21 protein-coding genes and 1 tRNA gene are annotated in these 25,438 nt (G+C 58.7%); 8 read left to right on the plus strand and 14 right to left on the minus strand.

Translation table 11 applies throughout. The annotated features are described in order from the left end of the window. Positions 1 to 179: 179 nt before the first annotated feature. Entirely contained in the window at positions 180 to 1,127 is a 948-nt protein-coding gene (locus PW789_RS13220) for a helix-turn-helix transcriptional regulator (RefSeq protein ID WP_299377126.1), read from the minus strand. A 43-nt stretch (positions 1,128 to 1,170) separates the two neighbouring features. Here PW789_RS13220 and PW789_RS13225 point away from each other — a divergent pair, with 43 nt between their 5' ends. The 4 genes from PW789_RS13225 (at position 1,171) to PW789_RS20170 (ending at position 4,984) form a co-directional block, all read left to right on the plus strand. Beyond that, a complete protein-coding gene (locus tag PW789_RS13225; RefSeq protein ID WP_299377128.1) occupies positions 1,171 to 1,998 on the plus strand; it encodes an oxidoreductase in 828 nt (275 codons plus the stop codon). A 91-nt stretch (positions 1,999 to 2,089) separates the two neighbouring features. Continuing rightward, positions 2,090 to 3,328, plus strand: coding sequence for an MFS transporter (locus PW789_RS13230; RefSeq protein ID WP_299377130.1), 1,239 nt, complete (start codon positions 2,090 to 2,092; stop codon positions 3,326 to 3,328). Positions 3,329 to 3,957: 629 nt separating this feature from the next. Next, positions 3,958 to 4,581, plus strand: a complete 624-nt coding sequence (locus tag PW789_RS13235; RefSeq protein WP_299377132.1) for a transposase — start codon at positions 3,958 to 3,960, stop codon at positions 4,579 to 4,581. Positions 4,582 to 4,591: 10 nt separating this feature from the next. After that, positions 4,592 to 4,984, plus strand: coding sequence for a transposase (locus tag PW789_RS20170; protein ID WP_367182573.1), 393 nt, complete (start codon positions 4,592 to 4,594; stop codon positions 4,982 to 4,984). A 130-nt stretch (positions 4,985 to 5,114) separates the two neighbouring features. Here the strand turns inward: PW789_RS20170 and PW789_RS13240 are convergent, their stop codons facing one another. From PW789_RS13240 to PW789_RS13260, 5 genes are all read right to left on the minus strand, one after another. Continuing rightward, positions 5,115 to 6,953: a hypothetical protein gene (locus PW789_RS13240; protein ID WP_299377134.1), complete on the minus strand. Its 1,839-nt coding sequence runs from the start codon at positions 6,951 to 6,953 to the stop codon at positions 5,115 to 5,117. Beyond that, entirely contained in the window at positions 6,946 to 7,719 is a 774-nt protein-coding gene (locus PW789_RS13245; RefSeq protein WP_299377136.1) for an ABC transporter ATP-binding protein, read from the minus strand. The genes PW789_RS13240 and PW789_RS13245 overlap by 8 nt, the downstream gene beginning before the upstream one ends. 30 nt (positions 7,720 to 7,749) lie before the next feature. Further along, positions 7,750 to 10,410 (minus strand): ABC transporter permease, encoded by a 2,661-nt coding sequence (locus PW789_RS13250; RefSeq protein ID WP_299377138.1) that lies wholly within the window; start codon positions 10,408 to 10,410, stop codon positions 7,750 to 7,752. Continuing rightward, a complete protein-coding gene (locus tag PW789_RS13255; RefSeq protein ID WP_299377140.1) occupies positions 10,407 to 10,751 on the minus strand; it encodes a PadR family transcriptional regulator in 345 nt (114 codons plus the stop codon). The genes PW789_RS13250 and PW789_RS13255 overlap by 4 nt, the downstream gene beginning before the upstream one ends. Before the next feature lie 803 nt (positions 10,752 to 11,554). Continuing rightward, positions 11,555 to 11,641, minus strand: a tRNA-Leu gene (locus PW789_RS13260). A 335-nt stretch (positions 11,642 to 11,976) separates the two neighbouring features. Between PW789_RS13260 and PW789_RS13265 the strand changes: the two genes are divergently transcribed. After that, positions 11,977 to 14,562, plus strand: a complete 2,586-nt coding sequence (locus PW789_RS13265) for a sugar-binding domain-containing protein (protein ID WP_299377142.1) — start codon at positions 11,977 to 11,979, stop codon at positions 14,560 to 14,562. A 67-nt stretch (positions 14,563 to 14,629) separates the two neighbouring features. On the opposite strand, the gene mak is transcribed toward PW789_RS13265, so the two are convergent. The 8 genes from mak to meaB all read right to left on the minus strand — a co-directional run bounded on the left by mak (position 14,630) and on the right by meaB (position 21,148). Next, the gene (gene mak, locus PW789_RS13270) at positions 14,630 to 15,565 is read right to left on the minus strand and encodes a fructokinase (RefSeq protein ID WP_299377144.1); all 936 of its coding nucleotides are present in this window, start codon (positions 15,563 to 15,565) and stop codon (positions 14,630 to 14,632) included. Between the two features lie 126 nt (positions 15,566 to 15,691). Then, entirely contained in the window at positions 15,692 to 16,735 is a 1,044-nt protein-coding gene (locus tag PW789_RS13275; RefSeq protein ID WP_299377146.1) for an Asd/ArgC dimerization domain-containing protein, read from the minus strand. 63 nt (positions 16,736 to 16,798) lie between these two features. Beyond that, complete coding sequence (gene pssA, locus PW789_RS13280; protein ID WP_299377149.1) at positions 16,799 to 17,656, minus strand: CDP-diacylglycerol--serine O-phosphatidyltransferase; 858 nt, start codon at positions 17,654 to 17,656, stop codon at positions 16,799 to 16,801. Continuing rightward, positions 17,656 to 18,276 carry a phosphatidylserine decarboxylase gene (locus tag PW789_RS13285; RefSeq protein WP_299377151.1) on the minus strand — a complete coding sequence of 207 codons (621 nt, stop codon included), beginning with the start codon at positions 18,274 to 18,276 and terminating at the stop codon, positions 17,656 to 17,658. The genes pssA and PW789_RS13285 overlap by 1 nt, the downstream gene beginning before the upstream one ends. 169 nt (positions 18,277 to 18,445) lie before the next feature. Further along, positions 18,446 to 18,658: a DUF465 domain-containing protein gene (locus tag PW789_RS13290; protein ID WP_299377153.1), complete on the minus strand. Its 213-nt coding sequence runs from the start codon at positions 18,656 to 18,658 to the stop codon at positions 18,446 to 18,448. Positions 18,659 to 18,780: 122 nt separating this feature from the next. Then, on the minus strand, positions 18,781 to 19,257 hold the full coding sequence (locus tag PW789_RS13295; RefSeq protein WP_299377155.1) for a GNAT family N-acetyltransferase: 477 nt from the start codon (positions 19,255 to 19,257) through the stop codon (positions 18,781 to 18,783). Beyond that, the gene (gene tsaB / locus PW789_RS13300) at positions 19,254 to 19,922 is read right to left on the minus strand and encodes a tRNA (adenosine(37)-N6)-threonylcarbamoyltransferase complex dimerization subunit type 1 TsaB (protein WP_299377157.1); all 669 of its coding nucleotides are present in this window, start codon (positions 19,920 to 19,922) and stop codon (positions 19,254 to 19,256) included. Before tsaB ends, PW789_RS13295 begins: the two co-directional genes overlap by 4 nt. Continuing rightward, entirely contained in the window at positions 19,922 to 21,148 is a 1,227-nt protein-coding gene (gene meaB / locus PW789_RS13305; protein ID WP_299377159.1) for a methylmalonyl Co-A mutase-associated GTPase MeaB, read from the minus strand. Before meaB ends, tsaB begins: the two co-directional genes overlap by 1 nt. A gap of 108 nt (positions 21,149 to 21,256) precedes the next feature. Between meaB and PW789_RS13310 the strand changes: the two genes are divergently transcribed. From PW789_RS13310 to PW789_RS13320, 3 genes are all read left to right on the plus strand, one after another. After that, entirely contained in the window at positions 21,257 to 22,699 is a 1,443-nt protein-coding gene (locus tag PW789_RS13310; protein ID WP_299377161.1) for an alpha-L-fucosidase, read from the plus strand. A 465-nt stretch (positions 22,700 to 23,164) separates the two neighbouring features. Continuing rightward, positions 23,165 to 24,496 carry an MFS transporter gene (locus tag PW789_RS13315; RefSeq protein WP_299377163.1) on the plus strand — a complete coding sequence of 444 codons (1,332 nt, stop codon included), beginning with the start codon at positions 23,165 to 23,167 and terminating at the stop codon, positions 24,494 to 24,496. A gap of 108 nt (positions 24,497 to 24,604) precedes the next feature. After that, positions 24,605 to 25,393 (plus strand): FadR/GntR family transcriptional regulator, encoded by a 789-nt coding sequence (locus PW789_RS13320; RefSeq protein ID WP_299377165.1) that lies wholly within the window; start codon positions 24,605 to 24,607, stop codon positions 25,391 to 25,393. Positions 25,394 to 25,438 lie beyond the last annotated feature (45 nt).

Here is a 25,438-nt window from a genome sequence, read left to right on the forward strand (position 1 = left end):
TCTGTGCATCCATTGGGCGTCCGTGCGGTTAGAAAGAGTTGATTCAAAGCCTCTGGCGCTAGAGCAGAATTCATGAATCCTGCGCGCTAAGCGCATCAGCGATTTGGCGCTGATCGGGAAGGCATATCCATGCCTTCAAAGCACCACCAGTCAGGGATAGGCGACGAGTTGTGCGTTTCTTAGGACTTACGCGGTGACTTTGTTTTATGGAACACACTGACGAATGATTTGGAGCCTTTCCCGTTCAGCAGTGCACTTAGCTTTTCGACGGTGTCCGCTGTATTTTGCGGAATCTTCACCACTACTCGAAGCGTTGGCTCACCTTCATAACGCAGAGTCAAAGGTTGGAACACCATACGCCCAGCCACCGGATGATTGAATTCCTTTGGGCCGCCATGATTCACTCGAACGTCGTGTTTCGGCCACCACTTCCGGAACTCTGGACTGGTTCGCGACAGTTCTTCTACCAGTTTCTTGTGCCATGCTTCTCCGGCGCTATGAGCTGTACTTGCTCGAAACATGGCTAGCGTGTCCTGCGCTTGCCGCTTCCAATTCACCAGAATGCTCCGATGAACCGGATCGGTAAAGAGTAGCTTGAGAACATTGATCGGGCCGCTGGGATTCATGCTGTAGTCATGGAATACGATCTGTGCCGCACGGTTGGAGGCGATGATCGTCCAATCGCTCATTGAGGCATAGGCCGGATATGGCATCGCATCGAGCAACATTTGAAGGTTCGCGTCCACGACATTTCCGACACCTTCTTTGTCGGCTGGCGGGTGACCGCGCGCAATCAGAAACAAGTGCTCTCTCTCTGCTCGATCAAGACGCAGGGCCTGCGCAAGCCGTTCCAGGACATCGGAAGATGCCCTGACTTGGCGCCCCTGCTCCAGAAACGTGTACCAGGCGACGCTTACCTGTGCGAGTTGCGCCACTTCCTCGCGCCGTAGACCTGGTGTGCGACGACGACGTCCTGCAATAATTCCGAATTCAGATGCGTTCGCGCGTTCTCGTCTCGTCCGCAGAAAATCAGCCAATTCCGCACGTTGTTGCTCTTCATTCATGGGGCCAACCATTTCAGGCTGGTAGAAGACATACCACGATAAAGTATCGTCTTGTACCACCATATTTATCCTCCTATCGTAATAAATGAAAGTGAGGAATCGCAAGATGGTTTGGTTTATTACTGGTTGCTCGACGGGGTTCGGTCGAACTCTTGCAGAACAGGTTCTCGCCAAGGGCTACACCGCGGTCATTACCGCACGAAATACGAAGTCGATCGAGGACCTTGCCGCAGCGTACAAAGATCGCGCTTTGGTACTTGAGCTCGACGTTACGAAGCCGGAACAAATTGCCGAAACCGTTCGCTTGGCCGAGGCACAGTTCGGACGTATTGATGTACTGGTGAACAACGCTGGCATCGGTTACTTTGCAGGCATCGAAGAGAGTGAAGAAACAGAAGTGCGCCGGATGTTCGAGATCAATTTCTTCGGGCTTTCGAACGTGACTCTGGCCGTGCTTCCTGGAATGCGCGCGCGTCGCAAGGGACACATCCTGAACATTTCGTCGATCGGTGGTCTCACAACATTCCCCGGCGTGGGGTACTACTGCGCAAGCAAGTTCGCTGTCGAAGGTCTCTCTGTTGGGCTGGCCAAGGAAACGGCCAATCTCGGCATCCGGGTCACCTTGATCGAGCCGGGACCGTTCCGCACGGACTGGGCAGGCCGCTCTGCCAGCGAGAGCCCGATTCATATTGCCGATTACTCTGACACCGTCGGCGCAACCCGGAAAGCCTTGCGCGATGGCAGCAATAGGGAGGCCGGCGACCCTGTCAAGGGTGCGGCCGCTATTATTCGCGCGGTCGAAGAGCCCGACACGCCGCTGCATCTCCTCCTTGGCAAGGTCGCATACGACGTGGCGATTGAGCGGGTCGATTCCATGCGCCAGGACTTTGAGGCATGGAAGGACGTAACTCTGGGCGCCGACTTTTCAGCATGAGAGAAAAATAACCCCTTGCGTACTCAGGCTTCGAACTGCTGTACGCAAGGGCAAACCCGCGTCACGCCCCGAGCGACCGACTGGATACGAGATGGTTACCGCAACGAATACAGGCCTTTCCGAAGCCGCTGAGGTCAAAGCACCCCATGGTGTTGGACTGGCTCAGCTCATTCTAGGTATCGGAGGCCTGTTCATGGGAACAGGTGAATTTGCTGCAATGGGGCTGCTGCCCGACTTTGCACGATCGGTGCATGTCAGCATTCCAGATGCTGGACACCTCATCAGCGCATACGCACTGGGCGTCGTTATTGGATCGCCGTTGGTGGCCATTGCCACCGCGAGGATGGACCGTCGCCGCCTACTGATTCTGCTGGGCCTCATGATCTTTGTTGGAAACATTGCTACCGCTTTCGCCCCGACCTTCGGCACCCTGTCGATTGCACGCTTTCTGGCGGGCCTTCCGCACGGCGCTTACTACGGCACTGCCTCGATCATGGCAGCGGCCATGGTGCCGCAACGCCAACGTGCGCAGGCGATCGGTCGCGTGATGCTTGGACTTGCCCTTGCCAATGTGATCGGCGTCCCTCTGACGACGTTTATTGGGCAACACTTCGGATGGCGCGCTGCGTTCGCAGGAATCGGCGCAGGCGGTGCGCTCTTAGCCCTGTTGATCCCTTTCACCGTTCCGTCGCTGGCGGCCCATAAAGACGCTTCCCCAACAAGAGAGCTGTCGGCTTTTCGTAATGTTCAGGTATGGCTTACGTTGGCAACCGCCGCGGTCGGTTTTGCCGGTATGTTTGCCGTCTATACCTACATCACGCCTACTTTAATTCAAGTATCGGGGATCGCCCTTGGACGAGTGCCGCTCTTTCTCGGCTTGCTAGGTCTGGGCATGGTTGTTGGCAACATCATCGGCGGATGGCTGACAGACAAAGCTCAATCTCTCACGATCGCGGGCGTACAGCTCTGGAACCTGGCTTTCTTCTGCCTGTTTGCGGTTGCGGCATACTCAGTGATCGGCGTCGCAATTGTTCTCTTCTTTATCGGCATCGGCTTCGCCGCTGTGCCCGCACTACAGGCTCGCCTGATGGATGTAGCCCCTCATGCGCAGTCTCTTGCGGCAGCAATGAATCATTCCGCCTTTAATCTTTCCAACGCACTTGGAGCGTGGGCAGGCGGACTTGCCATTGCGTACGGATGGGGCTTCGCATCCACGGGCTACGTCGCAGCAGCGTTCGCAGTAGTCGGCCTGGCATTCTTTCTGACGGCTCTTCTGACAGAGCATCGCGGAAGGCATCAAACTCAGGGGCAGCGCCTCAAAGGAGTCTAATTATGCGTCCCTACGTTATCTGCCACATGATGTCGAGCCTCGACGGAAAGACAGATCCTAATGCGATCGAACAATTCTCTGACATCGACCTTTTCGAGAAGACGCACCCGATTTACCAAAAGCGTTCGAGGTCCTGGCTAGTCAGTTCGGCATCAAGAAGTTGATTGTGGAAGGAAGTATTCTAGTCCGAGGCACCATCCCGGACGGGTATGAGGTTCTATGCTCGCGGAACGCGCCGACTTCTTGTTCTCAGACTTCCACCAACTGTGAATTCCTGCCATTAGCCTTCCTCTATTTGTAGTGTGATCTGTTTGACAACCTCCACCTCATCATAGGCAAAGTGGAGGAAGTATCCTCTCTGGCTCCGGCCCACCTTGCGTCCTCCATCACCCACCTTGTATGTTGCGGATCGAGGCGTAAAGATGAAGTTGCGCTTCGGCGGAAAGGCCGTACCCACCTGAGGCCGGGGCGATCCTGAGCCTGTCGCAGAGAACGGCCACCGTCCCTCTCTTATTACGCCGTGGAGAATCGGAGGCATAAAGCCTGCATGTTCAAGGTCGGCGATAAGAGCCGCTCGTGACTGCACGGGGACGGAAGCCGAAGCCGAATCTTAGCGTTGGAGGCAGTTCATGAAGAAGCGCATCGAGGAAACACTATATTGTGGCGTCGATGTCAGTGCCAAAAGTCTTACCGTGGCGATTCGGGGGCCGGGCCAGCCACTGGACGAAAGGAGCTTCGCTAACAATCCGGTGGGACACAGAGGTCTCATCGTGTGGCTACAGAAAGCCAAGGTACCGGTTCAAGTGTCATTGGAAGCAACAGGAATCTACTCTCTGGATCTCGCGTTTGCACTCGATGCAGCGGCAGGGATAAAAGTCGCAGTATTGAACCCCAAGGTCGCCAATCGATTTGCGCAAACCATACGACGATCAAAGACCGATGCGGCGGACGCTGAGGTGTTAGCTGAATACACTCATCGGATGCCATTTACGGCTTGGATCGCACCTAGTGCTAGTTCAATGCGGTTACGCGCAATTGTTCGGCACGTCGAGACTCTTTCTGTACAGAGCGCTCAGAATCAGAACCGCCTTCACGCAGCGCATTGCTCCGCTTCCACACCGGGATGCGTTGTTAATGATTTAAAGCGCTCTGTAGCGTCTCTGGACTTGCGTATCAAAAGACTTCGGCGCGAAGCGATGATACTTGTCCGGCAAGATAACTTGCTTCGCAAGCGATATGACCTGTTAGTTTAGCATTCCAGGCATTGCGCAGGTGAGTGCGATGCAATTGCTTGCAGAGCTGTCCACGCTCCCGACAGATCTTACGGTGAGAGAATGGGTTGCACATAGCGGACTTGATCCTGCTCATGAAATATCAGGGACTTCGGTGAGAAAGGCGTCGCGCATCAGCCGTGCCGGGAATCGCCACCTTAGAAGAGCGCTTTACATGCCCGCCCTGGTAGCATCCCGTTGCGATCCTCATGCAAAAGCCTTTTTCGAAAGCCTTCTCGCTCGAAACAAAGCCCGTCTACAAGCACTCATTGCTGTTGCGAGAAAGTTGCTTCACGCAATTTACGGTATATTTCGAAGCGGCCTGAAGTACGAGGGCACAAAGCTGTTTCCAAAGATTACCCTATCCCGACACAATCCTACTTAGAAGCGCGTCGTTCGGCCCTGATCCATCTAACCGGATTTGCGGCCACAGAAAGGAGCGGACTGGTATTCACGTCAATTGCCACTTGATGTCAGGTTTGTTCGTCCCTGCAAAATGCCCTGCCAGGACTGGCTCAATAGTGGAGGCCGAGCTTCAGAATGAAATCTTTTTCGTCTTCTTCGAGGCCTGGCGTATTGCAGTGTTCCCGGACTATAACGCGATGGCGGCTGCGGAGTGCGAGATGTGTCACGGCAATCGCTGCCGCAGCAATAATAAAGTGCCGTGTACTGATTTCAATCCATGGCTCTGATATCAGTGGGATCCACGCCACAGCGGGAACGAAGGCGAAATATTTGAGCACGCTGGTGGCGAGATTCGGCTGTTCACTTGTCCGTTCGCCGGTAAACGCGACAATCTTGACGTTCAGAAAAAGGATGTCTGTAAGCAATAGACACATGCCTGTAGCAACGAGTAACTGGCTTGCCATTGCTGGCCACGTAAGAAGCTCTGCCGGAGCGAAGACACGAGATGCAAGGCAAGTCCCGCAAGTGACAATGAGCGCCCAGAGGAGCACCCATACCCTAGCAGCTCGCAATTGCTCCATTGCTTCATCGAAATGAGGAGGTCTGCCGTGGACGTGGCGAAAAATCCAGCTTCCCTGCTCATTGCCATTGGAAACGAAGGCCATGCGCAGTCCAGAGATTAGCCAGAACGCTAAAATTCCGGTCGACGCGCGGATGCCGTCGGACGAAATTTCCATACGAACTTGTTGGTGCATCACCGATAAGCGAAGGATCGAGGACGCAACGACAGAAACTCCCACGCCTCCATAAAGCACAAGATAGATCCGGTAACGTTGAACGCGCAGCAAAGTTTGACTGATGAAGTGGAATACGGCGCGGCACATGGGAACTCGCACCAGCGTTCCGTGGATAAGTCGAGCGATTGGCAGGCCTAACCGATTCTGTGTGGATTGAGCGCCGGGGCCTTCGACCAATTGACGTACTCGACGCAGGTATGCAAACGGGTATGCGATAACTGCCAGACCAGCCAACAACATCAGTGCGATGCAACCATTTTTCGCCAGTTGCACATATATGGGCAGCCCGGACGACGACCCCTCAAGAAGACACTGGTAGATGCCGAGGAACCAGAATGGAGGAAAGAAGAATGCATATCTTGTGTCGGACTGGAGAACAAAGGGGACGACACCGGAGAGGACCGGAAACAGCAATAGGAGCATCAACAGAATGGTGATGGAAAGACTCTGCATGGCGAGAGAGATTTTGCGGAAGAAGCGTTCACCGAGGATGGAGAGAAGTACGCCTTGCACAGCGAGGATGAAGGTGGCAGCGAAAAGCCCGCTGGCGAGGACGGCGAGTACGTGGGCAATGAGGAAACGGAAAAAAATCGGTGGATCGACAGCGGATGGGAGCACCAGTATGGCGAGGATATTTGCATTGAAGAGGAAGCCAGCGATAAAGATCGCAATGGCTGCCACACGGGCAAGGAAGGTGTGGATTTCAGCAATAGGCAGGGTCTTGAGGACCCAGAGATCAAGCAGATCTGGAAAGAACATGTCCCACTCGAACACTGTGACGATGCCCATGACAATGAAGGAGTAGAGAGCAAAGAAGAAGTGCTGGTTAACCTGAACCCAGTACGGCGGCGGTCCAGGAACCCAAACCACATGATGATTTCGCATGTATGGGATAAAGGAGTGGTAGTCGGGCCACAAGTATAGGGCAACCACAAATCCAGGAAGGCCCGTTGTAAATGCGATCAGTATCAAGCGCGCTTTGGCATCTCCGTCAGGTGAGGCAGTTTCGTGATTGAAAAAGCGTTCTAGGAAATGACGAACGAGATGTGAGAGTTGACTGCGCTCAGGCTGCACATCTCCGAGACCTGCCTGCGGATTCAAGGACAGTATTTCGGGCTCGGACATGAAGAGACGTTGGAGTGAATCAGACATGGCTGAGCTGCATGACCTCGACCATCTCTCTTGCAACACCCATGGTTTCCTGTTGCTGAACAATTTGGGCAAAGACGCTTTCAAGATTGGGGAGACTCATCAGTCTGGTGAGATCACATGGTCGAGCATCGGCCAGTATCTTGCCCTTTGCAATGACGATGACGCGATTGCATATCTGCTCCACGACTTCGAGCACATGCGATATATAAAGGACCATTTTTCCTTCTGCCGCCAGCAGTTCAAGAAGGTCCTTGAACAGACGAGTGGAGACAACATCAAGTCCGGAAAGTGGTTCGTCGAAGATGAGTAATTTAGGATCGTGCAGCAGAGCCGCAGCGATCAGTACGCGTTGCCGCATCCCCTTTGAATAAGAAGAAATAGGCGAGTATTGCCAGGACTCAAGATGCAGAAGTTTGAGCAGGCGGGTGGCCTTAACCTTAATGAGCGCTTCACCAAGTCCACGAAGCCTCCCCACCAGTTGTAGGTATTCCAGTCCTGACAAATAGGTATAGAGATGCGCTTCCTCTGGGACGTAACCGAGGATGCTGCGGAAGGCGACCATGTCTTTTCGAATGTCTTGGCCTTCAAAGAGAACTCTGCCATCGTTTGGGCGGAGCATTCCCGTGATGATCTTGACAGTTGTTGATTTCCCGGCACCATTCGGTCCCAGAAATCCAACGATCTCGCCGGGCGCGAGCTTGAAACTGACGTCCTGAATAGCAGGAATGCCCCGGAAACTTCTCGAAATCTCTTGTAATTCAAGCATGATATCGCCTCCATTTGACATCGCAAGCCACTATTCGTAGCGCAGCGCCATTGTCGGCTCAACTTTCATTGCTGCCCGAGCCGGAACGAGTGTTGCTGCAATCGCCACTAGAGCCAGAAGAGACGTGGCCACCGCATATATTGCCGGATCACGCGGTTTGACCTCGTAGAGAAGGCTCTTTAATAGTTGTGCCGTGGCCATGGATAATGCCAGACCAATCACCCCTCCCGCCACAATCAGCCGCACTCCCTCGCCGGAGATCAGCTTCAGAATGTCCGCTCGCGTTGCTCCTAATGCCATGCGGACTCCGATCTCCTGAGTACGCTGCGTGGCCATGAATGAGATCACGCCATAGAGTCCGACTACGGCCATCAGCAGTCCTGTAAACGCAAAGCAGCCCAACAATGCCGTTGCAAATCTCGGGCGATCGGCCAACTTGGTGACCTGTTCATTCAGGGTTTCCGTCGCTACCGGGACGGTCGGATCGAGCTGCGCAATCTGCGACCGCACCCACGAGACGGTCGCCTCTGGCGAAAGCACAGAATCTACGATCAACAGCGGCGCTCGGCCACCCCAATCTTCAGCAGCGCTGTGTCTAAGAAAATAGAACTCCGGCGTGTCAGGTTCTACGAGCCCGCCATTTTTTACGTTATCTGCCACGCCCACGACCGTATACCACGCAGTATGACGATAGCCCGAATGAACGCGCCGGCCAATCGGGTCCTCGTCAGGAAACAGACGAGTTGCCAGAAGCCTGCTGATAATCATCGGAGACTCCTTGGAACCACGATCTGCTTCGCTAAAATTACGTCCTCGGATGATTGGGATATTTAATGACTGAAAATACTCGGGCGTGATGGTACGTACAGCCAATGGCTCGCCTGGTCCTTGCTCCGGCTTTGGCTTGCCTTCAACTACCAGATCGGAAGAGCGACCGCCGCCCTGCCAACCTCCCGGGGGCACTGAATCGCTGATTGCGACAGCGCGTATACCCGGAAGATGCCGAATGGCTGTTTCTGCGCGAAGGTAGAAATCCATCTCCTTCTGGCTGGTGTTATAGCGGAACCCGGGTAGAGCAATCCGCACAGTGAAGACGCCGTCGGGTTGCATTCCCAGATTCTGTTTTTCAATGTTTTGAAAACTCTTCAACAGAAGCGCCGAACCCGAGAGCAGAACCATGCTCACGGCAATCTGCACCACCACCAGACTTCGCCGCAAGACAGTGCTCTTGGAGGTTTTTGCGGCTCGCGCCGCCAAGGCAATAGTGCGCGGTCTCTGCAAAGCAGGCAACAGACCGAACAACGCTCCGCAAACCAACGACAGAAGTATGGTGAAGAGCGCGATGCGAAAATCCAGGCCGGCCCGCTCAAGAAATGGAATCCCGGTGGGAGCCAGATCGATAAAAATTCTTAGCAATCCAGCCGCAAGCGCCAATCCCACAACTGCCCCAGCAAGCGAGAGCAATGTGGCCTCAGTGAGTCTTTGGCGAATGAGACGTGTCCGTGAAGCACCTAGCGCAGAGCGCACAGCCAGTTCGCGTTCCCGAGCCTCGCCCCGTGCCATCATCAGACCAGCCACATTCGTATAGGCAATCAGCAGGACCGCCAACACGGACCCGAGTAGTATCCAAGCCGTCAACTGCATGTCTTGCGTCTCACGGTCGCGCAGTGAACGAATGCTGAGGTGAACGTCTTTGCGAACACTCAGCGGGATGCTAGTGTCGCGCGTATGTTCGAAGAGCGGTACCATCTCTTCTCTCGCCTGCGTGATACTTACCCCGGGCTTGAGCCGCGCGAACGTACGCATTGGAGTGCCGAAACCTCCGTTCGCGGTCGCTTGGGCGGCCCGGTCCAGCGCCATAGGGAAAATCACGTCGGCTGACTGAAGAGTAGGAAACTGAAAATCCTTAGGCAGAACGCCAACCACGCGCGCCGGACTGCCATCGATGTCGATCAAGCGACCAATGATTCCTGTGTCCAGGTTGTAATGGCCCTTCCACAATCCGTAGGAAATGATCACAACACGAGGTCCATTGGGCCGGTCTTCCTCGGACAGAAAATTGCGCCCCAGTACCGGCGAGATTCCAAGCAGAGGCAAAAACTTTTCGTCGAAATAGAGGCAATCAAGTTGTGCCGGATTGTTTTCGATCAAATCGCATGCATGGGGCATGGTTCCCTGGATTGCCATCGACTCAAATGGCTTTTGATTGTCGCGCCAATCAAAGAAGAAGCTGCCCATCATGAATTCCTGCTTCTCCAGCGAATGCACCATCCCCACCGATACCAGATGATCATCGTGTGTATACGGCAAGCTACGGAACAGAATACGATCCACTACGCTGAACACCGCCGTAGTGGATCCGATGCCCAACGACAGCGTGGCAATCACACTAAGGGCAAATATTGGGTTGCGCCGAAACCCGCGAAGTGCATAGCGCATGTCTTGGCGTAGCGTGTCTATCCACCATCCAGGTTCCTGTTCCTGGCATTGTTCCCGTGCTTGTTCGACTCCCCCGAATTCGATCAGAGCTTCGCGCCGTGCTCCTTCAGGCGTCATCCCTTGAGCCATTTTTGCTGCGATGGCCAGCTCCAAATGAAATTGGAGTTCTTCATCCAACTCACTCGTGCGCCTGCGAGCCAACAAATCCCGGCGAAGAAAAAATCGAAACCGACTGATCCGTTCGCGGATCATGAGGATACCTCTGGAATCCGCCCAAGCACCAAGGCGACAGCTTCTGACAAACGGTCCCAGTCTTCTAGTTCCGTCTTCAGCCGCTTCTCACCAGCTCGTGTTAGTGAATAGAATTTTGCCCGTCGATTGTTCTCCGAATTACCCCAGTCGGAACGTATCCATCCCTTGTATTCCAGTCGGTGCAAAGCCGGATACAAAGATCCCTGCCCAATCTGCAATACCTCCTTTGACACCTGCTGGATGCGTTGTGCGACGCCCCAGCCATGCATCGATCCAGTAGCCAAGGTCTGCAATATGAGCAGGTCCAGCGTGCCTTGCAGAAGTTCTGTGGATGTTGGCATCGTCCCCTCGATAGTCGACAACAGAATTACGCGCACCTCTGTCGAATGTCAAGGAGAGGCAGGATTCGGTCAGTGTCCTGCGCACGGAATTCCCGTTTGACACAAAAACTTTCAATGTACTCATTGAAAGGTAATCAACCATCACAGTTCGTCTTTGGGCCGTTCCTACTCTCGCTGTGCTTCCTCTCAAAAAGAGAACCATCCCCTCTGGACACCCCTAAAGAGAAAAGAAAAAGCTTGCGAAACGAGAGAGAATCTCAGCGGGCCTGTTCGAGGTCGTTACGAAACTCAGTTAAGGAGATGGCGGGAGAGACGCGTTGCTCCCGCTGGCTCACTCAGAAGTTGGGATCGAGCGTTTTTATGCCTGGGTTATATCAAACTCGATTGAGCATTTCTGTCAGTTTGGTTGCGCCAATCACGTTTACGATGCGCTTAAGGTTGTATGCCATCGTCGCGAGGCTGATTTCGACCTTTGCACCGGGAGCTTCACGCCACGAAGGGCGTCGGCCTTACGAATCCGATACAGGTCGACAGCATCCTTCTTGCGGCCAACTTTCTCGCGACGCTCGCGACCATCGATGTAGTACCGGATCCACCAGATCTCAGAGCCGGGATCTTTCTCGAAAACTCCGCGTTCCTTCTTCGTCGATTTTCTTGGCATCTTCGGCACCTCCCTGAATTCACGTTAGCAAATCAGGAACGAACCGGCACCAAAACCGGCACCAGCACTTTTCGGGAACGAAAAAGCCTCTCGGGGTGGGAGGCTTGATGCTTCGCAAACTATTGTCTTTACTGAAGATATTTGGTGCCGGGAGGGGGGGTCGAACCCCCACGAGGTTGCCCTCGGCGGATTTTGAGTCCGCTGCGTCTGCCAGTTCCGCCATCCCGGCTTTGCGTCTGCTCGGAGGTTGAGCAGCTACTTTCGCTCTCCTGCGGCAAAGCTGGCTCGGCTTCGGAGGCGACTTTTTAAGTATCGCATATCTGCCGCGTGCTCTCTGTCACAGAACCGGTACGATGCGCGCTTGCTAGAATAACCCCGGCATCCTGCGGCACGACATGTCGCATTTCTAATCATGTTTTTCATGCGAAAGCACCCCCCTCCTGGAGAAATCGCATCATGAAATCTTTGTCGTATTTTTTTCGCTCCTTGCCTGGGCGCTTGCTTATCGTGCTCTCTTCTCTGCTTCTCATAGCTCCTCACTCCGTCTCTGCTCAGAACTCGACAATGCTACAAGCTCCCCTGACTCTCTCCGGCTGGCAAATGCAGGACGCGGCAAAGGTCAATGCTGCCGGAGCGACCGTAAGTTCGCGAGCCTTCTCTGCGGCAGGATGGTATGCGGCTACTGTTCCAGGTACCGTTCTTACGACGCTGGTCGATAACAAGGTCTATCCGGAGCCACTCTATGGCGAGAACATGCGCGCGATTCCGGAGAGCCTCAATAAGACCAGCTGGTGGTATCGCACGGAGTTTTCCGTACCCGCATCGAACAAGGGCAAGCTCATCTGGCTGCACTTTGCCGGCATCAACTACTCCGCCGAGATCTACGTGAACGGTGCGCAGGTCGGCAGCATGCGCGGCGCGTTTATCCGTGGCGACTTCGACATCACCTCCGCCGTAAAGCCAGGCAGCAAAGCGACTCTGGCGGTGTTGATTCATCCGCAGCCGCACCCCGGCATACCGCATGAGCACACGGTTGCGCTCGGCATCGGCAAGAACGGTGGAGATACTGCAATCGATGGCCCTACGTTTCTCTCCACCATTGGATGGGATTGGCTGCCAGCCATTCGCGACCGTGACACCGGCATCTGGCTTCCCGTCACCATCACCGCCACCGGCCCGGCCATCATCAAGGACACATTCATCACCAGCGACATTGCCGACTCGCACAAGACCGCCGATCTAAAGATCGCTACAGCGATTGAGAATGCCTCGGCCAAGCCGGTGAGCGGCAACCTTGTGGGCACGATCGAAGGCCAGGGTGCGCCAATCAGCTTCTCCACGCCCGTGACACTCTCTCCCAACAGCACCGTGCCGATTACGCTGGACAGCACTTCGATGCCGCAGCTGCATATTGAGAATCCGAAGCTATGGTGGCCGAACGGTTACGGCGACCCTCATCTGAGCAAGCTCACGCTGCGTTTCGTAGTTGGAAAGGCTGTTTCGCAGGAGCAATCGCAGAATTTTGGTATTCGCAAAGTCGAATACCAGGTAGCCGACTCCGAGAACCTCACTCTCTCCGTCAATGGTGTGCGTATCTTCGCGCGAGGCGGCAACTGGGGGCTCGATGAAGGCATGAAGCGCATTCCGCAGGAACGCATTGATGCGCAGTTCCGCATGCATGCGCTGGCGAATCTCAACATCATCCGTAACTGGGTCGGCCAAAGTACCAGTCCCGACTTCTACGACGCCGCCGACAAGTACGGCATCCTTCTCTGGGACGAGTTCTTTCAACCCAATCCCGGCGACGGCCCCAACGTCACCGATATCCCCACCTATCTTGCCAATGTCACCGACAAGGTCGTCCGCTATCGCAACCATCCTTCCATCGTCGTCTGGTGCGCGCGCAACGAGGGCTATCCGCCGAAGGAGCTGGACGATACGCTCAAGGGGCTGATGGTAAAGCTCGATCCCACGCGGCTCTATCAGTCGAACTCGGCTGATGGGCGCGGCGTCTCGTCGCATGGACCGTACTACTGGCGCTCGCCGCGCTTCTTCTACTACATCACCGAGGCCTTTAAGACCGAGACCGGATCGGTTTCCGTACCAACCATCGAGTCCATCCAGGGCATGATGCCGCAGAAGGACTGGGAGACCATCAACGACGACTGGGCGCAGCACGACATGGCGCGCGGCGCCCAGCGCGGCGACGAGTATCCCTTCATGCTCGCGAAACGATACGGCCACATTCGCAATCTCGCAGACTTCGTCCGCAAAGCGCAGCTCGCCAACTACGAGGCCTTCCGCGCCATGTACGAAGGCCGGAACGCCGACATGTTCCACTCCACCACCGGCATCCTCACATGGATGAGCCACCCCGCTCAACCCAGCTTCGTCTGGCAGCTCTATCACTACGACCTCGATCCGAATGCCTCTCTCTACGCCGCGAAGAAGGCCGCGGAGAGCATCCACGTCCAGCTCAACGAGTCCACCAATGCCATCCAGATCGTCAACAATCTTCCGGAGACGCTCAACAACGCCTCCGTCACGGCCACAATCTACGATCTTGAGAGCAAAGTCTCGGGCACGAAGACATATCCCGTTGCCTCCGTCGCACCCAGCACAGTGGCAAAGGTCGAGCAGCTCAACGTCAATCCGCACATCACTGCCGTCTACTTCGTAAAGCTGGATCTCACCGACAGCAACGGCAAGCTGCTCTCCACCAACTTCTACTGGCACAACGTCGCGCAGGACGACTTCACCTCACTGGTTACGCTGCCCAAAACCAGGCTCAACGTCACCGCAACCAGGGCCGCCGTGGCGAATGACGAAACCAGCATCCACGTCACCATCACCAACACCACGCAGACCATCGCGCTCATGACGCACCTTCAACTCCACGACGCAGCCACCGGCAAGCGTGTCCTGCCAGCCTTCTACTCCGACAACTATCTCTCCCTCGTACCCGGAGAGTCTCGCACCATCACCGTGACAGCCGCGGCGAAGAACCTCACCGGCAAGCCTCTTCTGATGTTCGATGGTTACAACATCACCGTCGACGACTCCACCAACGGCGACGTCGGAATCGCGCTCAACCAAAATGCGCAGCCCGAGCACTGGCCCGCGACCAACATCGTCCCCGACCAGCAGTAGACAATCATGCTGCAAAAAACGAATGGCCTGGAGATCATCTCCAGGCCATTCAACGTTACGATTCCACCTAGCGCTCCAGCGGCCACAGCCACGCCGCGCCACGCACGCCGCTCGAATCGCCATACTTCGCCTGCAGGATTGGCGTATCGAACTCGCCACCGAAGACATACTCCTTCAGCCTCTCCGGCAGCGCCTGGTAGATGTACTGCGTATGCGACAGGCCGCCGCCGATCACAAACGCATCGGGGTCGAGGATGTTCACAATGTTCGCCATACCGCGAGCCAGACGGTCCACCAGCCTGTCCACCGCCGCCGTTGCGTCTGCATCGCCCGTCAGAAAGTTTGCAATAATCTCGCGCGAGGTCAGCGGCGTTCCGGTCACGGCCTTGTAGTCGCGCGCAAGCCCCGTGCCCGAGACCCACATCTCCATGCAGCCAGGCTTTCCGCAGTAGCACAGCGGTCCCGGATTCTCATCCTCCCTGGGCCAGGGCAGCGGGATGTGCCCCCACTCGCCGCCATCGCCATTCGGCCCGGCATGCACATGGCCGCCGAGGGCAACACCACCGCCGCATCCCGTCCCCAGGATCACACCGAAGACGACATTCTTGCCCGCCGCTGCTCCGTCCGTCGCCTCAGAGACCGCAAGGCAGTTCGCATCGTTGGCCAGCCGCACCTCGCGGTTCATCGCCTTCGACAAATCCTTATCGAACGGCATGCCGTTCAGCCACGTCGAATTCGCATTCTTCACCAGCCCCGTCTTCGCCGAGATGCTGCCGGGAATACCCGCGCCCACCGTCGCCGTCAGACCCGTCTCGCTCTCCAGCCGATGGACCAGTCCCACGATTGCATCGATCGTTCCCTGGTAATCGTCACGCGGAGTGTCCACGCGATAACGCAACAGCTCCTTGCCGTCATTGTCGATCGCGAGGGCCTCGATCTTCGTTCCGCCCACATCGATCCCAATGCGCATCTCCGGTCGCGATCCTACGTTCTTCTCCTGCACGCTCTCTGCTCTCCTTGCTCCAGCATCGCAGCCGCTCTCTGCAAGCGCTGCACTTCCCTCACTCTTTGCGCGAGCATCGTACCCGCGCCCGCCGTTCTACTGAACCTTGCCCTACTGAACCGTTGACTACTGCACCTTGCCCGAAGGCCGCAGCCTGCGCAGCTCCACGGCACAGGCAATAGCATTGATCGCCGCCAGCTTCAGATTATCGGCGGCCATCCACAGCCAGAAGCGCGTTCCGCTCTCTGCATCGCCGTAGTCCTCCGCAACCCGCACCATGATGTCTTCCTGCCCCGCGGCACTCAGGTTGCTGGGCGGCTCGCCATCTTCTCCCACAAGGTCGAAATGATCGCCCTCCAGAGCCTTCTCCACATCCGCGGCCGTCGCAGGCTTCTCCAACTCGATCAGCACCGAGACCACATAGCCATGAAACACCGGGGCCTGCACCATCTGCAGCGCCAGCGGAGACAACGCCTCACCGCCCAGCTGCTCGTATTGCGTGCGTATCCGCAGCTCCGCTCTCCCCAGCTTGACCTTCGCATTCTCGCCCAGCGACGGCAGCAGGTTGAACGACACCTGCGCGTCATACTGCTCCCGCGGCAGCGTCTGAAACGACAGCAGGCTCACCGTCTGCTGATGCATCTCATCCATCGCTGCACGGCCATGCTCCGAGGCCGGCTCCATCACCGTCGCAGCCATGCTCTTCAATCCTGGGCCGGCCTTGAGCTTCGCCGCCACCAGCGCCAGCATCAGCGCCACCGGATGCGACGCAATCACCGCAGGCGTCTTCAGGTCGGCAACCTTGCCCGAGCCCACCACCTCCGCGACCCACGGCGCCTCCACCAGCACATCCTTCTCCGCTTCAAGCGCATACGACAGGTCGATAATGCTCGCCCCTGCCTTCCGCGCCTCCTGCCAGTGCCGCTTCGTCACCTCGGCATCGCCCGCGAAAAAGACAAAGTCCATCCCGTCGAACGACGTGGCATCCAGCTTCTGAATAAACGCCGGCTCTTCCCCCGCCGACGTCAGCTGTCCCGCCGCCGACTCATCCTCATCCAGCAGCACAATATTCGAAGCCGCCAGCACCGACTCTCCCAGCTCATCGGCAAGCTCCTTGCCCGCCAGCGACGAGGCCCCGACGATTCCTATGCGATACAGCCTGCTCGCCATCTCCACGTATACCCTTCGTCTTTAAGCTTTATCGGAGCCTAAGTTCCGTTCCGTCGCGTCCTGCTAACTGACCCCGGTCGCCTGCCGCCTGCGCTTCTGGCCCCACGAGTACGCCAGCCGCGCCAGCACGCCGGAAACAAGGTACCCCAGCGCAACCACAATCAGCGCATACTCCGAATACAGCGCAATCACTGCGCCAATGGCCACAATCAATGCCACCAGCTGAAACGGATGCCGCTGCCCCAGGCTGATCTCCTTACCGCTCCAGAACCGCCACGTGCTCACCATCAGGAAGCCCGTAAACAGAATCAGGCACAGCCACACAATCGACAGCCGTGGATCGAAGATCGGCGATCCATTCTCAAAGTGCACCACCGACGCAATCACTCCCGCGCCCGCCGGAATCGGCATGCCGACAAAGTATTTCTTACCCGGCCTTCCCGGATTGCGCGGCTGCGGATTCACGCTGATATTGAACCGCGCCAAACGGCTCGCGCCGCAGATCAGGTACAGGAAGCAGACGAAGATGCCCAGATGGAGCACCTTCTCGCGCAGCATCAGGAAGTTCGCAATCGGCAGCGACTTGAAGCCCCACAGATACGCCAGCAGGCTTGGGGCCACGCCAAACGTAATCACATCGGCCAGCGAGTCCAGCTCCTTGCCGAAGTCGCTCGCTGTGTTCGTCAGACGCGCAATCATGCCGTCCACGCCGTCGAACAGCACCGCAAAGCCGATCGCCAGCGCCGCCCGGTCGAAGTACTGCGGCTCCAGCGCCGTTCCCTGCATCGCCTGCGTGATCGCGTAATAGCCCGCTGCAATATTGGCTGCCGTAAACAGCGATGGCAGAACGTACATCCCGCGGCTCGGACGCCGCCGTTCCTTACTCAGCGGGCGCGCCGTCCCCGACGCCGTCGATTCCATCACTTCACCGCGATCGCAGCCAGTACCGTCGAGCCGCCCTTCACCTTCATGCCCTTTTTTACCCGAAGCTCCGCATCGACCGGCAGCAGCACATCCACGCGAGAGCCGAACTTGATCAGCCCCATGCGATCGCCGCGCTGCACCACATCGCCCGCCTTCAGGTTGCAGACAATCCTGCGCGCCAGCAATCCGGCGATCTGCTTAAAACTCACCTCGTAGCTGCCCGCGTTGATCGTAATCAGGGTCTGCTCATTCATCGTCGCCGACTCCTGCTTCATCGCATTCAGGAAGGCTCCCTTGCGCAGCTCCGCCAGCGTCACCGTTCCGCCCACCGGGCAACGGTTCACATGCACGTTGAAGACATTCAGAAAAACGCTTATCCGCAGACGGCTTCCTGCTGCCGTCTCAATCCGGTCAGCTTCAGTCACCACGCCGTCGCCGGGTGAGACCACCAGCCCCGCCCCTTGCGGAATCTCGCGGTTCGGGTCCCGGAAAAACCAAAGGAAGAACGCCGCCAGAAGTACCGGGATCGCCACCAGCCAGATCAGGTGGGTCAGCATCCAGATCACTACGGCGACCACGCCCAAACCGAGCGCATAAAAATATCCGTCTCGAACCATAAGTGACTCGATTATACGGCCCGGACACCCTCTCCGAACCGGGTAACGCGCTCGGGATACACTCCTGCTCCCACTCGCTCCGGCAAACAACCGCAGCCTTCAAATGCAGCATCGGCCGGCGCCCCGTCAAACGAAATCCAGATGCGTACCCGACGTCTATTCCTTACGGCTATTCCATACGCCTGATTCGCTCCATCTCGTCCTTCAGGCTCAGCTTCAGCTTCTTCAGCCGTATCTCTTCCATCTTCTCCGGTTCGGTCAGAAAGAGCTTCGAGCGCAACGCATCCAGCCTGCGGTCGTAGAGGCTGTGCTCCTGGACCAGCTGTTGCAACGAGGGATGTCCTGGGGTGGTCGGTAACTCCGGGAACCTGGCAGTCTGCATGAGACGGATACCTCCTGGCTCAACACAATTCGCCCTACACTGGCCGCTACCCTAACACACGCCCGTTCCCGCTTGCAAAGCCGATATTCACGTTTTCTGTGGAGAAAATTCGCCCCGGAAAATCACGCCGTACGGTCAACCCGGTTCATCAGAACCGCATCCTCCGCCGGGTCACGATAATACCCGGCACGCACACCGACCTCGACGAACCCAAGACTGCCGTAGAGAGCCCTCGCCCCCTCGCTTCCGCTCCTCACCTCAAGCTCCACCACCGCCGCACCCTGTGCCGCGCACCACCCAATCACGGCCTCGCACAGCGCTCGTCCCGCACCCAGCCGCCGCGCATCCTCTGCGACCGCAACACTCTCCAGCTCCCCCACCGCATCCTCCCCGGAACCAATCACCTTGCCCACGGCAAAGCCCACCATCGCCGCATCCCGCTCAGCGATCAGCAGCACCCGGCGCACCGCTGCCGCAGGATCCGCCAGCATCCGCACATACTCCTCGCGCCCCCAGTGCGGAGCCTCGGCGATCGTCCGCTCCAGCACGACTACAGCATCCACATCACCCACCGTCGCCGCACGAATCGCCACCGTCATCGCGCCGTGCCCTGCACCGGCTTGGCGAAGATCTCCGCATCCGTCCGTCTCAGATAGTTCGCATCGATCAGCGCGGCATCGTCAAACGCTCCCGCCTCGGCACGAGCCAGCGCAATCGCCAGCGCATCCTCCGCCAGAGGCTCACGCACTTTGACCGGCCCAAGATCGCCAAGTGCCTCCGCCATCTTCTCCTCGCAGACGATCACCGCAGCCCCTCCCTGCGCTGCCTCGCGCAGCCCCTCCCCCGTCACCAGGGCTTCGCGCACGCAGTCTCCATCTCCATCTTTATAGAGGCCCAGGTAAAACTCTCCCCGCCCCGCATCCAGCACAGCGCACCGCTCGCCCGCCACGTCAGACAACCCTGCCAGCACCGCCAGCCGTGAGATCGCGATCAGCCCCACCCCGCCCGCCTCGCTCAATCCCTTCGCCGCGCTCAGCCCCACGCGAACTCCCGTAAACGATCCCGGCCCATGCACCACGACAATCGCGCGCAGCTCGGCCAGCTTCCACCCCGCCACCGTCATCATCTCGCGCACCACCGGTAGCAGACGCTCCGACGCGCTCCGGCCCGGCAGCGTCTGCCGCGCAATCACTCCACCGGCGTCCGTATCGGCCAGCGCCACCGAGCCCTCGCTCCCACACGTATCCATCAACAGCAGCCGCATCAATCCGTACCCTTCTCTTCGTTCCCTACAATCTCTACCAGCACACCGCCCGTGCTCGCCGGATGCACAAAGAAGTAGCGATGCCCTCCTGCGCCCACCTTCACCGCATCGCTCGCCAGCCGCACGCCCTGCTCCTTCATCCGCGCAAACATCGCATCCACACTCTCTACCTTAATAGCGATATGGTGCAGCCCCTCGCCGCGCTTCGCTACAAACCGGCCGATCACCGAATCCTCCGCCGTCGCCTCCAGCAGCTCGATCCTCGTGCCTCCCAGCGGAAGCATCGCCACGCGTACCTGCTCATGCTCCACCGCCTCTTCATGCACCACGCGCAGACCCAGCGCCTCATAAAACCCGCGCGCCGTCGCAAGACTCTTCACCGCCACGCCAAGATGATCCAGCTGCAGGCCCGGCATCGCCCCCAGCATGGAACTCTTCGCCACACCATGTTCCTTCTTCCACGCCGCGCAGCGCCGTACCTCCTGCAACAGCTCCGTCACACCCTCGCCCGTCATCGCCGAACAGCGCACCACCGGCGGCATCCATCCCATCGCCATTCCGAGTGATTGCATCGCAACGATCTCTGCCTCTACCTGCTCCGCGCCGCCGCGGTCCGCCTTGTTGACTGCATAAACCTCCGCCGCCTCCATCACGCCGGCCTTCATGCTCTGCACCTCATCGCCCATCCCCGGCACCAGCACCAGCACCACCACATCCACCAGCCCTGCGACCGCGACCTCGTCCTGCCCCACGCCCACGGTCTCCAGCAGAATCACGTCACGGCCAGCGGCCTCCATCACCTCGCACACCTCGCCCGCAGCCCGTGCCACCCCACCCAGCGCACCCCGCGAAGCCATGCTGCGGATGTACACACCCGTCTCCGCCTGCATCCTGATCCGGTCGCCCAGCAGCGCTCCGCCCGTCACCGCGCTCGTCGGGTCCACCGCCACCACGCCAACGCTGTGCCCCTCCTTCACCAGCAGCCGCGCCAGCCCGTCCACCAGCGTGCTCTTCCCCGCCCCGGGAGCGCCCGTCACGCCCACCCGCAGCGCCCGCCTGCCCCGCGCGCGAACCAGCGCCAACAGCTTCGCCGCCTCCGGGCCGCCATCCTCCACCACGGAGATCGCCCGGGCCAGCGCCCGTACATCCCCCGCGCCCAGCCGGGCGATAAACTCCTCAGGCTGCCCCGCCTCCGACCTGTCCTTATCGTTCACCTGTGCGATCATACCGCCGCCCATTCCCCACCTTTTATGGCGGAAAAACAATTTGCACCCATGAATGAAAACTTTCACCTATAATTCCGCTGCCGTTATTCCACCCCTCGAGGACGTACCGTGAATCTCGCCTCACGCAGCATTGTCACCGGCCTTTTGTTCGCCGCCTCCACCCTCGGATACGCCCAGCTCGAAGGGTCCAAAGCCGACACCACCCCCGTCCATCACCCCGTCCCCGCCATCCAGGACACCGAGACTCCCGCCCAGCGCGACGCCCGCATGGCCTGGTGGCGCGACGCCCGCTTCGGCATGTTCATCCACTGGGGCCTCTACTCCATCCCCGCCGGCGAATGGAACGGCAAGCGCACCACCCACATCGGCGAATGGATCATGAACGACCTCTCCATCCCCGTCGCCGACTACAAAGGCTTCGCCAAGGACTTCAATCCCACCGGCTTCTCCGCGCACGACATCGTCGCCCTCGCCAAGGCCGCCGGCATGAAGTACATCGTCATCACCGCCAAGCATCACGACGGCTTCGCCATGTTCGACTCCAAGGTCGACCCCTTCAACATCGTCGCCGCCACCCCCTTCAAGCGCGATCCCCTCAAGGAGCTCGCCGAAGAGTGCCGCAAGCAGGGCGTCAAGCTCGGCTTCTACTACTCGCAGTCGCAGGACTGGACCTATCCCGGCGGCGGCGCTGCCGTACGCCCCGGCCACAACCAGCAGACCGGCCACTGGGACCCCGCGCAGGACGGCTCCTTCGACGACTACCTCAAGAACAAGTCCATCCCCCAGATCAAGGAGCTGCTTGAGAACTACAAGGGCTTCCCTGTCGTCGTCTGGTTCGATACCCCCGGCAAGAACATGACCCCCGAGCGCGCCGCCGAGGTCGTCAAGCTGCTCAATAAATATCCCAACCTCATCTGGAACAACCGCCTCGGCGGCACCTACAAGGGAGACACCGAGACCCCCGAGCAGTACATCCCACCGCAGGGCTACCCCGGCCAGGACTGGGAATCCTGCATGACCATGAACGACACCTGGGGCTTCAAGTCCTTCGACACCAACTTCAAATCCACCGAAACCCTGCTGCGCAACCTCATCGACATCGCCAGCAAGGGCGGCAACTACCTGCTCAACATCGGTCCTGACTCCAAGGGCGTCGTCCCCGCGCCCGAGGTCGAGCGCCTGCAGCAGGTGGGCAAGTGGCTCGACGTCAACGGAGAGGCCATCTACGGCACCACGGCCACCGTCTTCGACGTCCCCACCGGCACCTTCTCCACCACCGAAAAGGGCCGCAACGGACAGCCCAAGTTCCTTCCCACCTGGAACTGGCGCTCCACCACCAAGGGCAACAAGGTCTACGTCGAGATCTTCGACTGGACCGGCAGCTTCCACGTCGACAAGATGCCGCGCAAGGTCACCGGAGCCTACCTGCTCGCCGACAAGGCCCACAAGCCGCTCAAGTTCACCCAGAACGGCACCGCCCTCGACGTCCAGCTCCCCTCCAAGGCCCTCGACCCCATCGCCACCGTCGTCGTCCTCAACACAACGATGTAGCCAGAAGCCAACCAAGCAAAAGAGCGGCGGAGCCCCAAAAAGCTTCGCCGCTCAATTCTTTAAAGCCTTCTACGCGATCAATAGATAAAGCTAGTTGTCAGATAAAGCTAGTTGTCGAAATCAGAAGACAAAGCCGATGACAGGCATCATCAGCAGAAACAAATTGTCATCTCGACCGAAGCGCAGCGAAGTGGAGAGACCTGCTTCTCAACCACCGACCCCACCCAGCCACAACCAGCGCCCTTCCAACCCGCCTCGATCCCAACTCGCACATTGCCTCCAATGCGGGAAATTGGTCCAACCAATAAACGAATTCGCCCCTAACCTTCGCTTCCTCCTTGACATCCATCACCTCTAAACGACTATCCTCATCCCGACGCCGTTTCTTCCCTTTCTCCCACGGCCTTCGCTGGCCTCATCAATCTGCAATGGTCTGACCTGCATTGCTGCCGGAGCTTTGATTTCATGTCGACGAACACATCGAGCCTGCAGGACACAGGCTTCGCCGCTACCGATAACGAAACCTCCTCCATGCGATGGTTCGTCTGCTTCCTGCTCTTCCTGGCCACCACCATCAATTACATGGACCGCTCGGTCTTCGCCTTCATCGAGCCGCTCCTGCACAACGTCCCGTTCATGGGATGGGACTTCGCCGCCGACAAGTTCCACCAGCCTGTCTTCGATAACAACTTCGGCAACGTCATCATCACCTTCCAGTTCGCCTACGGCATCGGCTTCATCTTCGCCGGGCGCGTCATCGACAAGCTGGGAACCAAGACCGGTTATGCCCTCGCCATCCTCATCTGGGGCCTTGCCTCCATGAGCCACTCCCTGGTCGGCTCCGTCCTCGGTTTCTGCATCGCCCGCGTCTTCCTCGGCCTCGGCGAGTCCGGCAACTTCCCCGCCGCCATCAAGGCCATCAGCGAGTGGTTCCCCGCACGCGAGCGCGGCAAGGCCGTAGGCCTCTTCAACTCCGGCTCCAACGTCAGCTTCTTCCTCGCGCCCCTCATCATCTCCGTCGTCACGGCACGCTGGGGATGGCGCTCCGCCTTCCTCGCCACCGGTTCGATGGGCATGGTCTGGCTCGTCATCTGGCTCCTCTTCCCCTACAACAAGCTCCGCCGCGGAGCCACACAGACCCAGGCAGCGCTCGCCCCCGTCACCGAAGGCGGCCCTCTGCTCGGCAAGCTCCTCACCAACCGCGGAACCTACGCCTTCGCCATCGGCAAGGGGCTCACCGACGGCGTCTGGTGGTTTTACCTCTTCTACCTCCCCCAGTTCCTCAACCGGAACTACGGCCTCTCGCTCTCGCAGGCCTACTGGTACATCGTCACCGTCTACGTCATCTCCTCGGTCGGCTCCATCGGCGGTGGCTCACTCTCCGGCTTCCTCATGAGCCGCGGCTACTCCGTCAACGCCGGTCGCAAGATCGCCATGCTCTCCATGGCTGTCCTGGTTCTGCCGCTCATCTTTGTGCCGCACATGGGCGATCTCTTCCCCTCTAACCCCTGGCCCGCGACGCTCATCATCGCGCTCGCCGCCGCCGCTCATCAGGGCTGGTCGGCCAATCTCTTCTCCACCCCGTCCGACATGTTCCCCTCCACCGCCGTCTCCACCGTCGTCGGCATCGGCGGAGCAGCCGGAGCAGCTGGCGGCGCAGCCTTCACCTGGCTCGTCAAAAACAATCTCTCGCTCCATCCGCTGGTCGTCTTCACCATAGCGGCGAGCCTCTATCTCATCTCGCTCGCCTGCTTCCAGCTGCTCGTTCCGCGCCTCGGACCACCGAAGAACGCCTGATCCCGCATCACGGCGGATGGCCCGACCACTTCGGTTCGGACCATCCGTCCACTTCATAAGCTCCGTGTTACCCTTCTCTCCACGAATCGAGAAGGAGCGCCCCCCGCCGTGAAAAAAGAGGCTGTCAAAGAGCCCGCAGAAAAGGCTGCCAACGCAGGCACCCCCCACAGCCAGCTCACCATGCAGGTCGTCGAGCACGTCCGCGCCCTCATCGCCTCCGGAGAGGTCAAACCAGGTGACCGTCTCCCGCCCGAGCGTGAGCTCGCCCGCGAGCTGCAGATCTCCCGCTCCAGCCTCCGCGCCGGCATCGGCTTCCTCTCCGCCATGGGTGTGCTCAAGAGCCGCCACGGCGCCGGAACCTTCGTGTCGTCAGGTCCACCGGCCCTGGACTCCAACTCCCTCTCCGTCCTCGGCGTCCTCCACGGCTTCCTGCCCTGGCAGATGTTCGAAGCCCGTCTCGTCCTCGAGGCCTCCGTCGCCGCCCTCGCCGCCGAGCGCGCAACCGACGAGCACATCGCCGAGCTCGCCGAAGAGGTCGCCGAGATGTACGCCTCCCTCGACGATCCCCAGGAATATCTGATCCACGACGTCCGCTTCCACCGAACCATCGCCCGCGCCGCCGGCAACCCCATCCTCGCCGCGCTGATGGAAACCATCACCGCCAATCTCTACGAGAACCGCCAGCACACCGTACACCACTCGCAGGACCTCAAAGAGTCGGCCGAGATGCACCGCGAGATCTTCCGGGCCATCCGTACCCGCAACGGAGCCGCCGCACGCCGCACCATGGAGCAGCACCTCAACCTCGCTCGCGTCGCCCAGGACGCTGAAGCCAGCGCCGCTAAAGCCGACGCCGTTGCTGCCCCCGAACCCAGGACCCCCGGCGCGCCCTCCTGACCCCACCCGTGCGGCCCCGTCCGCACACCGTCCAAAAGCTCCTCG

This window comes from Edaphobacter sp., from assembly GCF_028283685.1.
Taxonomy (GTDB): Bacteria; Acidobacteriota; Terriglobia; order Terriglobales; family Acidobacteriaceae; genus Edaphobacter.